This is a genomic window from Corynebacterium gerontici (assembly GCF_003813985.1).
Lineage (GTDB): Bacteria > Actinomycetota > Actinomycetes > Mycobacteriales > Mycobacteriaceae > Corynebacterium > Corynebacterium gerontici.
In genome coordinates this window covers 1,673,945-1,687,022 of the sequence record NZ_CP033897.1, presented here as the reverse complement: position 1 = coordinate 1,687,022, position 13,078 = coordinate 1,673,945, and the positions used below count along the sequence as shown (strand labels likewise).

15 protein-coding genes are annotated in these 13,078 nt (G+C 59.3%); 13 read left to right on the top strand and 2 right to left on the bottom strand.

All coding sequences use genetic code 11. The annotated features are described in order from the left end of the window. The first annotated feature begins 38 nt into the window (after window positions 1-38). The 10 genes from dnaJ to CGERO_RS07810 all read left to right on the top strand — a co-directional run bounded on the left by dnaJ (window position 39) and on the right by CGERO_RS07810 (window position 9,518). Window positions 39-1,175, top strand: coding sequence for a molecular chaperone DnaJ (gene dnaJ, locus CGERO_RS07855; RefSeq protein ID WP_123934825.1), 1,137 nt, complete (start codon window positions 39-41; stop codon window positions 1,173-1,175). Then, the gene (locus CGERO_RS07850; RefSeq protein WP_123934823.1) at window positions 1,175-1,903 is read left to right on the top strand and encodes a 16S rRNA (uracil(1498)-N(3))-methyltransferase; all 729 of its coding nucleotides are present in this window, start codon (window positions 1,175-1,177) and stop codon (window positions 1,901-1,903) included. Before dnaJ ends, CGERO_RS07850 begins: the two co-directional genes overlap by 1 nt. Window positions 1,904-2,032: 129 nt before the next feature. Then, window positions 2,033-2,935, top strand: coding sequence for a PhoH family protein (locus CGERO_RS07845; protein WP_245998910.1), 903 nt, complete (start codon window positions 2,033-2,035; stop codon window positions 2,933-2,935). Further along, window positions 2,932-3,513 (top strand): rRNA maturation RNase YbeY, encoded by a 582-nt coding sequence (ybeY, locus tag CGERO_RS07840; protein WP_123934819.1) that lies wholly within the window; start codon window positions 2,932-2,934, stop codon window positions 3,511-3,513. The genes CGERO_RS07845 and ybeY overlap by 4 nt, the downstream gene beginning before the upstream one ends. Further along, window positions 3,510-4,832, top strand: coding sequence for a hemolysin family protein (locus CGERO_RS07835; protein WP_123934817.1), 1,323 nt, complete (start codon window positions 3,510-3,512; stop codon window positions 4,830-4,832). The genes ybeY and CGERO_RS07835 overlap by 4 nt, the downstream gene beginning before the upstream one ends. A gap of 329 nt (window positions 4,833-5,161) precedes the next feature. Then, on the top strand, window positions 5,162-6,013 hold the full coding sequence (gene pdxY, locus CGERO_RS07830) for a pyridoxal kinase PdxY (protein WP_123934815.1): 852 nt from the start codon (window positions 5,162-5,164) through the stop codon (window positions 6,011-6,013). Between the two features lie 35 nt (window positions 6,014-6,048). Then, on the top strand, window positions 6,049-6,969 hold the full coding sequence (era, locus tag CGERO_RS07825) for a GTPase Era (protein ID WP_123934813.1): 921 nt from the start codon (window positions 6,049-6,051) through the stop codon (window positions 6,967-6,969). Continuing rightward, window positions 6,962-7,687: a DNA repair protein RecO gene (gene recO, locus CGERO_RS07820; protein WP_123934811.1), complete on the top strand. Its 726-nt coding sequence runs from the start codon at window positions 6,962-6,964 to the stop codon at window positions 7,685-7,687. The genes era and recO overlap by 8 nt, the downstream gene beginning before the upstream one ends. A 32-nt stretch (window positions 7,688-7,719) precedes the next feature. Continuing rightward, window positions 7,720-8,445, top strand: a complete 726-nt coding sequence (locus CGERO_RS07815) for an isoprenyl transferase (protein ID WP_377017585.1) — start codon at window positions 7,720-7,722, stop codon at window positions 8,443-8,445. Next, window positions 8,442-9,518, top strand: a complete 1,077-nt coding sequence (locus CGERO_RS07810) for a VIT1/CCC1 transporter family protein (RefSeq protein ID WP_245998810.1) — start codon at window positions 8,442-8,444, stop codon at window positions 9,516-9,518. The genes CGERO_RS07815 and CGERO_RS07810 overlap by 4 nt, the downstream gene beginning before the upstream one ends. Here the strand turns inward: CGERO_RS07810 and CGERO_RS07805 are convergent. After that, window positions 9,515-9,940, bottom strand: a complete 426-nt coding sequence (locus tag CGERO_RS07805; protein ID WP_123934807.1) for a Fur family transcriptional regulator — start codon at window positions 9,938-9,940, stop codon at window positions 9,515-9,517. The genes CGERO_RS07810 and CGERO_RS07805 overlap by 4 nt on opposite strands. 130 nt (window positions 9,941-10,070) lie before the next feature. Next, window positions 10,071-10,478 carry an ArsR/SmtB family transcription factor gene (locus CGERO_RS07800; RefSeq protein ID WP_245998809.1) on the bottom strand — a complete coding sequence of 136 codons (408 nt, stop codon included), beginning with the start codon at window positions 10,476-10,478 and terminating at the stop codon, window positions 10,071-10,073. A gap of 230 nt (window positions 10,479-10,708) precedes the next feature. Here CGERO_RS07800 and CGERO_RS07795 point away from each other — a divergent pair, with 230 nt between their 5' ends. From CGERO_RS07795 to CGERO_RS07785, 3 genes are read left to right on the top strand one after another with little or no spacing between them, the layout of a single operon-like run. Beyond that, on the top strand, window positions 10,709-12,109 hold the full coding sequence (locus tag CGERO_RS07795) for a glycine--tRNA ligase (RefSeq protein ID WP_123934805.1): 1,401 nt from the start codon (window positions 10,709-10,711) through the stop codon (window positions 12,107-12,109). A gap of 3 nt (window positions 12,110-12,112) precedes the next feature. Further along, window positions 12,113-12,637: a hypothetical protein gene (locus CGERO_RS07790; RefSeq protein WP_123934803.1), complete on the top strand. Its 525-nt coding sequence runs from the start codon at window positions 12,113-12,115 to the stop codon at window positions 12,635-12,637. Continuing rightward, window positions 12,638-13,069: a hypothetical protein gene (locus CGERO_RS07785; protein ID WP_123934801.1), complete on the top strand. Its 432-nt coding sequence runs from the start codon at window positions 12,638-12,640 to the stop codon at window positions 13,067-13,069. It begins immediately after the preceding gene. Window positions 13,070-13,078 lie beyond the last annotated feature (9 nt).

The window sequence follows — 13,078 nt, the reverse complement described above, 5'->3', positions numbered from 1 at the left end:
GAAAACACCAACACAAATCGAAGGATCGTTTTTAACTCATGAACCGTGACTACTACGGCATTCTTGGCGTCGAACGCGACGCCAGCGACAACGAGATTAAAAAGGCGTACCGCAAATTAGCCCGCAAGTACCACCCGGATGTCAATGACACCGAGGAGGCTGCGGAGAAATTTAGCGAGATTTCCATAGCCCAAGAGGTGTTGCTCGATCCTGAGAAGCGCCGGATCGTCGATATGGGCGGCGATCCAATGTCCCAAGGTGGCGCGGGCGGTCATGGCGGAGCTAACTTTGGCGGTGGCCTGGGCGATATTTTTGAGGCCTTCTTCGGCCAGGGTGCAGGCGGCAGCCGTCAGCCGCGCTCGCGTGTGCAACCGGGCAACGACGCGCTGCTGCGCACCCAGCTCACCCTGGAGGAAGCATTCACCGGGATAAAGAAGCCGGTGACCATTGATACGGCTGTGTTGTGCGACCGCTGCGAAGGCACCGGCTCGCAAAGCAAGGCAAAGGCACACACCTGCGATAACTGCGGTGGCGCCGGCGAGGTGCAGCAAGTACAGCAGTCCTTCCTGGGCAACGTGCTCACCACCTCCACCTGCCCGAAGTGTCGGGGCGTCGGTGAGATCGTGCCCGATCCCTGTGAGAAGTGCGCCGGTGAAGGCCGCGTCAAGGCCCGCCGCGATCTGACGGTGAATATCCCCGCCGGTATCGCCGACGGCATGCGCGTGCGTATGGCCGGCCAAGGCGAAGTTGGTCATGGCGGTGGGCCAGCGGGCGACCTCTACGTTGAGGTTCGCATCGCACCTCATGAGGTATTCCAGCGCGACGGCCACGATCTTCACGTGCAGATCGATGCCCCATTCACCGACGCCGCACTCGGCGCGAAGGTACATGTCGAAGGCCTTGATGGGGAGGCAGTTGCGGTTGAAATTCCTGAAGGGGCTCAGTCCGGCCAACGTGTGATTGTTCACGGCGAGGGTATGCCATTGATTCAAAAAGATGGCCGCGGCGATTTGATCGCCACGATTCATGTGCACACTCCGGTGGACTTGGATCACAAGGCGCGCAAGCTCATGGAGCAACTGCGCGAACATCAAAGCGAACGCGCCGAGGTTCGAGTGGCCGGCAGGCAGAGCAACTCCTTCTTCGGCCGCTTCCGGAATAAGTTCCGCCGCTAATGTCGCTGCCAGTTTTCATCACCGAGGACCTCGAAGGCGACACGCTCACGCTTTCAGGATCCGAAGGCAAACACGCCGTGACCGTCAAACGCATCACGGTGGGCGAGCGGATTCAGCTTGTCGACGCCCACGGGGCCTTCGCCATCTGCGAAGTCACTGGCACATCCGGCAAGGATCGCCTGCAGGCCCGTGTGCTTGAGCGCGGCACCACGCCAGCGCCCACACCCGCAGTGACCGTGTTTCAGGCGCTACCGAAATCAGAGCGTTCGGAACTCACCGTGGATCTGCTCACCCAAGCCGGAGTGGACCGCATCGTGCCCTGGGAGGCATCGCGTTGCATCGCCAAGTGGCAGGGTGCCAAGCGTGACAAAGGGCAGGCCAAGTGGATGCAAGCGGCTGTGGCCGCAGCGAAGCAGTCCAGGCGGGCGCGCGTGCCGAACGTCGAAAAGCTTGCGAGCACGAAAGAAGTGGCGGCGATGCTCGCGGGCTTTGAACAGGTGATGGTGCTGCACGAGTCCGCCACTCAGAGCATCAAAGAAGTGGAACTGGCACAGGCGGATTCGCTGGCTCTCATCATTGGACCCGAAGGCGGGATTAGTGACGAGGAATTGGCGGCTTTTCAGGCCGCTGGTGCGCACGCAATGAAGCTGGGGCCGGAAGTTTTGCGCACCGCCACGGCAGGCATGGTGGCGCTCGCAGCGATCGGCGTGAAGACTTCCCGCTGGTAAGGTATGGCGCGAACGCGCAGCAGCCTGCGCACCGAGACTCAAACGAACACACAAAGGTTGATCAATTTGGCAAAGCACGCCTCCATCACCCGCACTGTCGGGGTGGATGCCCAGCATGTGCAAACGATCATGGGGATTCACGACGAAAACCTCAAGGTCTTAGAAAACCAACTCGATGTCGATATTTTTGCCCGCGGCGATGAAATCACCGTGATCGGCGCTGAACATGAAGTGGCGCGAAGCATGCGGGTGCTCAAAGAACTCCAGTCTGTGGCGAGGCGCGGGCACGTGATTACCCCGGACACGGTCAAGCACACCGTGTCGATGGTCAGCTTTGAAGCGCCGCAATCCATGGCAAATGTGGTGGGAAGCGACATTTTGGCGCGCCGGGGCAAGGTGATCCGCCCCAAAACCTATGGCCAAAAGCAGTACGTGGATGCCATCGACGACAACACGGTGGTGTTCGGGCTCGGCCCCGCTGGTTCCGGCAAGACGTACCTTGCTATGGCCAAAGCGGTGCAAGCACTGCATGCGAAGCAGGTCTCGCGGATTATCCTGACCCGCCCCGCGGTGGAGGCAGGGGAGAAGCTCGGTTTTCTGCCCGGCACCTTGAATGACAAGATCGACCCCTACTTGCGTCCGCTGCACGATGCGCTGCGAGACATGGTGGAGCCCGAGGTGATCCCGAAGCTCATGGAGGCGGGCATCGTGGAAGTGGCACCGTTGGCGTACATGCGCGGGCGCACCCTCAACGACGCCTTCGTGATCTTGGACGAAGCGCAAAACACCACGCCTGCGCAGATGAAAATGTTCCTCACCCGCCTGGGCTTCGGCTCCAAGATGGTGGTCACCGGTGACATCACGCAGGTGGATTTACCCGGTGGGCAGCGATCGGGCTTGCGCGTCGTGCGAGAAATTTTGCGCGGAGTAGAAGACATTCATTTTGCAGAACTGGGCGCAGAAGACGTGGTGCGCCACCAACTCGTTGGCCGCATCGTGGAGGCCTATGACCATTTTGAGGAGCAGCAATGAGCATCGAGGTAGTCAACGAATCCGCCTTCGATGGCGTAAATGAGGAGATGCTTATCGACGTCGCCTCCTTCGTCCTCTCCGCCATGGACATCCACAGCGATGCCGAAGCCACCATCTCACTGGTGGACATCCCTACCATGAGCGACCTACACATGCGCTGGATGGACCTCGATGGACCCACCGACGTCATGAGCTTTCCCATGGATGAGCTGACCCCAGGCCAAGGACGTCCCGATGCACAGCCCTTCGGCCCGGAGATGCTCGGCGACATCATCATCTGCCCCGAATTCGCCGCGAAGCAAGCGATCAAGGCTGGCCACGATCTCGGCCACGAACTCGCGCTGCTCACCACCCACGGCTGCCTGCATCTGCTGGGCTACGACCATATTGAACCTGCCGAAGAGCAGCGCATGTTCTCCCTGCAAAACGCCTTGCTGAAAGACTGGTATGAGCAGCTCACCGTGGAGTATCAGCCCAAGCCATCCAACGCTGGGGCGTTCCCCACACCAAAGCAGCGCGCTGATCTGGACCGAGAAGTGCCAGGTGGCGGCATTCCCGCTATCGGGGAACCTTCATGAGCGTCGCATTAGCCGCATTCATTACCGTTGCGGCTCTGTTGCTCTCTGGCTTGATCGGTACGGTCGAGGCTGCGGTGACCACGATTTCCCGCGCCCGCGTGGAACACATGATCAAGGAAGAAGAGCAGCGCAATGCCCGCGGTTTGCTGCGCGTGCTGGATCACCGCGCCGAGTACATCAACCTGTTGGTGCTCCTCAAAACGCTGTTAGACGCGACCGCCGCGGTGTTCGCCAGCCTGGTCAGCCTGCAGCTCATCCACAGTGTTGGCTGGGCGCTTACCGCCGCGATCATAGGCACCTCTTTGGTTACGTATGCCGTGGTTGGCGTGTTCGGCCGCACGGTGGGCAAGAAGAATCCCTATAGCGTGTCGCTCGGCAGCGCACTGTTGCTGAACATCGTGGCAAAGATCCTGGGGCCTATTTCCAGCTTGCTCATCCGCTTGGGCAATCTTTTCGCACCCGGCCTTGGGTTCCGCGACGGCCCGTATTCCACCGAAGTGGAGCTGCGCGAAATGGTGGACATCGCCCAGGAACGCGGCGTGGTGGAAATCGAAGAGCGCCGCATGATTCAGTCCGTATTCGACTTGGCATCCACTACCGCGCGTTCGGTGATGGTGCCGCGCCCCGAAATGGTGTGGATCGAATCCGGAAAAACCGCCGGCCAGGCCACCAGCCTGTGCGTGCGATCGGGTTTTTCGCGCATCCCCGTGATCGGTGAAACCGTCGACGACATCATCGGCGTCGTCTACCTTAAAGACCTGGTCCAACAGACCTACTACAGCACTGATGGCGGCCGCAGTGTGGCCGTCGATGACGTGATGCGCCCCGCCACCTTCGTGCCGGACTCCAAGAACCTTGATGCGCTGCTTCATGAAATGCAACGCGACCGCAACCACATCGCCATGCTTGTCGACGAATACGGCGGCATCGCCGGCCTCATTTCCATCGAGGACATCCTGGAAGAGATCGTCGGTGAAATTGCCGACGAGTATGACGAGCGAGAGGTCGCGCCGATTGAAAAGCTGGAACAAGATCAACCCGCCTACCGCGTGGTCGCGCGCCTGAGCCTGGACGATCTGGCCGAACGCGTTGAAGAAGACCTCGGCATCACCCTCGATTTTTCTGAAGAGGTGGAAAACCAGGTGGATACCGTGGGCGGCTTGCTCGCCTTCGAAATTGGCCGTGTCCCCCTCCCGGGCTCCACGGTGGACGTGGGCCGCTTGCGTCTCCGCGCTGAGGGCGGACGTGATCGTCGTGGGCGCGTGCGCGTTGGCTCCGTGATCGTTGAGGTGCGGGCGAACGCAGAGCCTGAGGAATAGACACAGAGGCTAAAGCACTGCTCCGGAGCTGCGCGGGGCGATTGGGCTAAGGGGTCGAAGAACCGGCCCCTTTTGCTTGTCCCGCCGGACATAACACCAACACACAACTCAACACACTCCTGTTGTGTGTTTGGAGTGTGTTTGGAGTGTGTCGAGTGATATGTGAGGAGTGTGTGCAGCCCGGACAGTAAAAATCGCCAAAACTTAAGGCACTAGCGTTGAATCGCGAACACAGCCGAGCCGATCACACCACCTCAATATGCTCGTTTTAATCAAATTGCGTGGGGCAATAGCAACGGTCCGGTACACCAACAGGCACAATGGGAGCCATGAGTATCCTCTCCATCCAGTCGCATGTGAGCTACGGCCACGTTGGTAATTCCGCCGCAGTCTTTCCACTGCAGCGCATCGGGCACGACGTGTGGCCTGTCCACACCGTGAATTTTTCCAACCACACTGGCTACGGCGATTGGGGCGGTGACCTCATCCCCGCCGATCAGGTTCGCAGCGTCATCGACGGCATTGCTCGGCGCGGTGGCTTTGAGCTTATCGACGCCATCGTCTCCGGCTACCAGGGTGGTGCAGCGATCGCCGAGGTGATTATCGATGCCGTGGCGAGGATTAAGGAGGCGAATCCTGACGCCATGTACGTGTGCGATCCGGTGATGGGATCGAAGACCACCGGCTGCTTCGTCGACGCGGCGATTCCACCGCTGCTGCGAGATCGCGTGGTGCCGGTGGCCGACGTGATTACTCCAAACCAATTCGAGCTGGGCTACCTCACGGGCGTGGAAGCCAGCGATATTGAGTCCACGCTTGAAGCAGTGGACGCTGCCCGCGCCATGGGGCCCGAAACGGTGCTCGTCACCTCCGTTCGCCGCCCCGACGCGCCGGAAAACACCATAGAGATGATCGCCGCTAACGGCGATGAGGCCTTCATTGTGCAGACCCCGTGGGTCGGCACAAAACTCACCGGCACTGGTGACGTCACCACCGCGCTGTTTGCTGGGCATCTTGTGAAAAGCGGGTCTGTGCAGGTGGCTCTGGAAAATACGGCCGCGAGCGTGTTCAATTTGATCGAGCACACCTTCAATGCGAGCGCACCGGAGCTCGACGTCATCGGCGGCCAAGAGGCATTCGTGGCACCGGCTCGCACGTTCAACGCCGAGCAGATCCGCTAGGCCGCAACCCCAACCCCGAAACATTTAGGAGACGCGTGAGCTTCCAAGACACACCAGAGGGCTTCCGATCCGGATTCATTAGCTTTGTGGGCAGGCCAAATACGGGCAAGTCCACGCTCACCAATGCGTTGGTGGGCCAGAAGATCGCCATCACGGCGGATCAGCCAGAGACAACCCGTCACCCCATCCGTGGCATTGTGCATCGCGAGGATGCGCAGGTGATCGTGGTGGATACCCCCGGTCTGCACCGCCCCCGCACGCTGTTGGGCGAACGCCTCAACGACGTGGTGAAAGACACTTACCAGGACATGGATCTCATCGGCTTGTGCATTCCGGCGGATGAAAAGATTGGCCCCGGTGATCGTTGGATTCTGGATGCAGTGCGCAAGTTGGCGCCTAAGACTCCGATCCTCGGCATCGTGACCAAGGCAGATAAGGCCTCCCGCGATCAGGTTGGTGCCCAACTGCTGGCGCTGCACGAGCTGCTCGGCGGCGAGTCTGAAGTGGTCCCCGTTTCTGCGGTGACTGGTGAGCAGCGCGAGGTGCTTCTCGACGTGATCGTGGGGTTGTTGCCTGAAGGTCCGAAGTTCTACCCAGATGATCACGTCACTGACGATGACACCAACACCCGCATCGCCGAGTTGATTCGGGAGGCCGCCCTTCAAGGTTTGCGCGACGAGCTGCCGCACTCTGTGGCGGTTGAGGTTGACGAAATCTTGCCGGACGAGGAGCGCGAAGGTGTGCTCAACGTCCACGCGGTGCTGTACCTGGAGCGTGAGGGCCAAAAGCGCATTATTGCTGGCCCTGGTGGCCGGCGTATGGGGCGAATTGTGCATGCTGCACGGCCTCAGATCATTGAGTTGCTCGGCCAAAATGTGTACTTGGACATCCGCATGAAGGTGTTGAAGAACTGGCAGCAGGATCCGAAGTCTCTGGGGCGTTTGGGTTTTGCCTAGACAGAATCAGCGGGTGCGTGCTTTGGTGGTGCGTACTTATGATTTTGGCGAGGCGGATCGCATCGTCGTGTTGCTCAGCCGCGAGGAGGGGCTGATTCGAGCGGTGGCCAAAGGGGTCCGTCGAGCGAAGAGCCGCTTTGGCTCGCGTTTGCAGCCGTTCGTGGAGTTGGATGTGCAGCTCTACCCGGGACGCAACTTGGCGCTGATTACCCAGGCTGACACGGTGGCCTACTTTGCTTCAGGGCTTATCGACGACCCCCGTCGCTTCACCTCCGCCTGTGCCGTGTTGGAGACAGCGGAGGCGTTAGCACAAGCCCACGAGGAGCCAGCGCTGTTTGATCTAGCCAAGCGGTCACTCACCCAATTGCGTGAGGCTGAAGATCCGTATGCACCGCTCGATACGTTTTTGTTGCAGGCAATGGAGTTAGCGGGCTGGGGTATGAGCTTGTTTGAGTGCGCTCAGTGTTCGTCGAAAGGCCCTCACCACGCTTTTCACGCCGCAGCCGGTGGGGCAGTCTGCGTGCATTGCCGTCCGCCGGGGTCGCGCGATGTGGATCCCGAGGTGCTGCATGTGATGTGGCTGCTTGCCAATGGAGCCGATGCTTCGCAACTCAATACTCCCCAACGCGCCGCCATGGTGCACCAGCTCACTCGCAGTTATCTGCAATGGCACTTGGAACGCAAGTTGAAAAGCCTGCAAGTGTTGGAAGAAGTGTGAAGATGGCACAATAACATTTCGTGAGTGAAGCCATGAATGTCCCAGACATCCCCAAGCAGTTCCTGCCGCAACACATTGCGCTCGTGATGGACGGCAATGGCCGTTGGGCGCAACAGCGGGGTCTCAAGCGTACCGAGGGGCACAAGCGCGGCGAGGCCGTCTTGTTGTCCATGGTGGACGCATGCTTGGCCATGGGCGTTCCGTACCTCTCCGCCTATGCCTTTTCGACGGAGAATTGGCGACGCTCTCGGGACGAAGTCCGTTTCCTCATGGGCTTCAACCGTGACGTGCTGCGTCGTCAGCGCGAATATCTCCATTCCCGCAACGTGCGGATCCGCTGGGTAGGTCGGCGGCCCCGCCTGTGGCGCAGCGTAATCCGGGAGCTGGAAACAGCCGAAGAGCTCACCCAAAACAACACGGCCATGACCTTGGGCATGTGTGTGAATTACGGCGGGCGCGCGGAAATTGTGGATGCCGCTCGCGCAATCGCCGAACAAGCCGCCGCAGGAAAGCTTCGGCCCGAGCAGATCACCGAGGCTAGTTTCGCTCAATACCTGGACGAACCAGACATGCCCGATGTTGACTTGTTCCTGCGCCCTTCAGGAGAACAACGCACCTCGAACTTCCTGCTGTGGCAGTCGGCGTATGCGGAAATGGTGTACCAGGACAAACTCTTCCCCGACTACACTCCGGATGATCTTTTTGCAGCCGTAGAAGAATATGCCCGCCGCGATCGTCGTTTCGGAGGGACTAAGTGACGCAATCACCAACTTCGGAACAGATCAAACGCTGGCGGCAATACCTGGCCAATGAGCGCGCCGAGGCGGCAGTGTACCGCGAGCTCGCCAAACGTAAACGTGGCGAGGAGCGGGAAATTCTCTTAGCGATCGCCGATGCAGAGTCGCGCCACGAAGCTCACTGGCGGGACCTTTTGGGCGAGGAGGTTGGCTTGCCCAAACAGCCTGACCTCTCAACGCGAATGATGGCGTTTTTGGCCAAGAATTTCGGCTCCGTGTTCACGCTCGCGCTCATGCAGACGGCAGAACAGCGCAGTCCTTATGCTCAAGATGATGACGCCACCGAACAAATGAAAGCCGACGAGGCCATCCATGCCGAGGTGGTGAGGGGCTTGGCTGCTCGCGGGCGCGAGCAAATGAGTGGCAGCTTCCGCGCTGCAGTATTCGGTGCCAACGACGGGTTGGTGTCGAACTTGGCGCTCGTGCTGGGCGTGATGGCCTCGGGTGTGAGTTCCAGCGTGGTGTTGCTGACCGGCGTTTCGGGATTGCTTGCGGGCGCGCTGTCGATGGGCGCCGGTGAATATATTTCGGTGAAGAGCCAAGATGAGCTATTGGAGGCGTCTACGCCACACCCGGAGGCCGATCAGGCAATTCCCAAGTTAGACGTGAACGCCAACGAACTCGCCCTGGTGTATCGGGCGCGTGGTATGAGCGAGCATGAGGCGGAGCAAAAAGCGCGACAAGTGTTTCAGCGTATGCAGCACCCAAGCGCCAAGTCCTTCGTGAGTGGCATTGAGCAGGCGGATCACACCGCCATCGGTGGGGCGTGGCAGGCAGCCATTTCGAGCTTCTGCTTCTTTGCCACGGGTGCGCTGATACCGATTATCCCCTTCATGCTTGGCATAGCCACCTTCAAGGCTTCAGTGATTGCTCTGGTAGCTGTGGGGATCACATTGATGATGACCGGTGCTATTACCGGCGTGCTCAGTGGAAAGCCACCACTGAAACGAGCGCTGCGCCAGCTCGCGATTGGGCTTGGCGCAGCGGGAGTGACCTTTGGGCTTGGCCACCTTTTCGGAGTTGCGGTGGGTTAGTTGTCCTCTGAGCACTCGGCGCAGGTGCCGTAGATTTCGGCATCGTGCCCAGTGAGCGCGAATCCGTGCTCCTTAGCAACCTTGGCGGCCCATTCCTCAACGGGGCCGCCCTCAATTTCTTCGGTCTTGCCACACTTCATGCACACCAAATGGTGGTGGTGGGCTTCGGTGGAGCAGTGGCGATACAGAGCTTCGCCGTTGGTCATCTGGAGCACGTCCACTGCACCGATCTCGGCAAGTGACTGCAAGGTGCGGTACACGGTGGTGAGGCCGACGTTGAGGTCGCGGTCAGTGATCTCGCGGTGAATATTTTTTGCGGAGGCAAAGGTGTCGAGCTCTTGCAGGACGTTAACTACTGCGGTGCGCTGGCGGGTATTGCGCACCCCAAGCTTGGGCACGTTTTGGTCAACGACAGGTGACATAACGAATGTGCTTCCTATAGGCGTATCAGTGTTCGTGTGGCATATCGGAACGATTGTCGGAAATGGTACGCGTCACCGAAAAAAGCGCACACACCTTGCCTAAACGGGGGTGATCAAGGGATTGACGCCACTAGTTGTGTATGGCGACGACGCGCCGATCAAGTCGGTTGATGAGCAATTCCGTCATGTCTGCAAGATCGGAAATGGCGGTATCCACCAGGTGGTATGTCATCTGACGCCCCTTGCGCTCTGCAGAAACCAATCCCGCCTCCTTCAGCACGCGCAGGTGCTGGCTCACCAGCGGCTGGCTCGCTTCAAGAAGATCAACAATTTCATGCACGAAATGGTCGCGATCGTGCAGCAGGTGCAGGATCCGAAGTCGGATCGGGGAGTCGAGAGCCCCGAAAACCTGCGCCATGCGTGAGAAGTCGCGTGCCTGCGCCAACGCTTCGGCGCTCTGGACACCTGGGTTTTGTTGCAGCTCAACCGGATCCAGCGCATGCGAAGTGAATGAAGCGATCTGGGGTTGGCTATCCATTCGGTATCAAACCACCTTTGTCTCAAAAGGGATATTTATAAGGCAGACTCTATGTGTAAATAATAATCCATGCTACCCAGATGTAGAACTTTTGCGGTAATAATGCTGGCAAGCTTTCGAACGTTGGCGGTTTAGGGTGCGCGCGTGGGGCGTCGAAAAGCTAGCAAGGCGCGGGTTAGACTGTATCGAAGCAAATTTTGACCTCTACGTATAAGGAGTCGAGCGCGACCGTGTCTGGAAACGCAAAACCAAACACCAACCTGGTGGAAACCGTCGTCAACCTGTGTAAGCGCCGCGGTTTGGTGTACCCTTCCGGCGAGATTTACGGCGGCACTCGCTCCGCATGGGACTACGGTCCGCTCGGCACTGAGTTGAAGGAAAACATTAAGAAGCAGTGGTGGCGCACCTTTGTCCAGTCCCGTGCTGACGTGGTTGGCCTCGATTCTTCCATCATTTTGCCCCGCCAGGTGTGGCATGCATCAGGGCACGTCGCCACCTTCACCGACCCGCTGGTGGAGTCGCTGCACACCCACAAGCGCTACCGTGCCGATCATCTCATCGAGGCCTACGAGGCCAAGCATGGACACAAGCCCGAAAATGGATTGGCGGACATTCCCGATCCGGAAACCGGCCAGCCGGGCAACTGGACCGAACCGCAAATGTTCTCCGGGTTGATGAAGACGTACCTAGGCCCCGTAGACAATGAGCAGGGCTTGCACTACCTGCGCCCCGAAACGGCCCAGGGCATCTTCGTGAACTTCAAAAACGTGATGACCACCGCGCGCATGAAACCCCCGTTCGGCATTGCGCAGGTGGGTAAGTCCTTCCGCAACGAGATCACCCCCGGCAACTTCATCTTCCGAACCCGCGAGTTCGAGCAAATGGAAATCGAATACTTCGTGGCTCCCGAAGACGCCAAGCAGAAGTTCGACGAATGGGTAGATGCCTGCTGGGAATGGTTCATTGACCTGGGCATTAACCCCGATAATATGCGCAAGTTCGATGTGCCCGAGGACGAGCGTGCGCACTACTCCGACGGCACAATCGACATGGAATACCGCTTCGGTTTCCAAGGCTCCGAATGGGGCGAACTCATGGGCGTGGCCAACCGCACCGACTATGACCTCGGCTGCCACATCAAGGAATCCGGCGAGGATCTCTCTTATTTCGACCAATCAAGCGGCGAGCGCTACGTGCCGTGGGTGATTGAGCCCTCCTTCGGCCTGACCCGAGCTCTCATGGCCTTCCTGGTGGACGCCTACCACGAGGACGAGGCGCCGAACTCCAAGGGCGGGGTGGACAAGCGCGTGGTGCTCAAGCTCGATCCGCGCCTGTCCCCGGTGAAGGTGGCTGTGCTGCCACTGTCCAAGAAAGACACGCTCACTCCTACCGCCGAAGCCGTCGCCGACAAGCTGCGTAAGCACTGGAATATCGACTACGACACCTCCGGTGCCATCGGCCGCCGTTACCGCCGTCAGGACGAGATCGGCACCCCGTATTGCGTGACCGTGGACTTCGACACCCTCGAAGATCAGGCCGTGACCGTGCGCGATCGCGACACCATGGAGCAAACCCGCGTCAAGATTGACGAGCTCGAGGGCTACTTCGCCCAACGTCTGATTGGTTGCTAAGCCATGGCATGGAATTACACCGGCTGGGGTCGGCGCAACCGTTCGGAAAAGACGGTTGAATTAATTGCAGAGGGCTCGCAAACCTTGGGTACTTTCCCCGCACAGTTGCAGGGCATCACCCAGGTGGAGGTGCAAGGGCAGCCTTGGAAGTTTTCTCAGGGGCACACCACCCTCGGAGCCGAGGTGGGCGAGCGCCGGTTCGATGCGAGCGCTGAAAAGAAGTTCTCCTCGGCAAAGGAAATTGAACTCAACCTGAATGGCCGCAAGGCTCGTGCGGTGTGCGAAAAGCGCTCCGATTGGGTGTACGAGGATGCCGACGGCACCAAACTTGGCCAGTTCTCCGGCGGTAATAACGGCGTGCGGAACTCCTACACGGAGTTTGAAGTGGGCAACACAAATGCCGATGAGCAGGTGTTTCTCTCGCTGCTGTCGCGCACCGTGTTGGAGTCGAAGTTGAGCTCGATGAGCGTGGCGCTCATTGCTTCGTTGCTGTTGATTTCGGTGTTTTTGGTGTTGGTGTTTTTGTAAATGTTGTTTCGATGGGGGGACAACCAGCTCCTTGACCCGGACGGTCGCGTTATCGCCTCAGTGACTGCAGAGGTGCTGAAAATCGGCAAGGATCGTCTGCTCATCGAATCGTCACAGGGTACCCTCGTGGGTTTCCGCGCTCGTGCCACGAGCACCAGCGGGGCGGTCTATACGATGGGCAAGCGCGGTGTGACGGTGCAGATTCTGGAAGCCAACTGCGATGGTCGCCTGTATGTTCTCCAGCGCACCAACCCGTGGCGTCGCACCAGGAAGCTTCTCGACGCCGAGGGCAACCTGCTGGCGCGCATCAAGGCGAAGGTATCGGGGGAGCTCGAAATTGAGCTTTTCGACGCAGCCCTGAACCCCATCGACACCGCCTTCATCACCTATGCCTGCGCGCTTGTAGATACGCCGACGCGGCTCATGATCTAAACGCCGGGG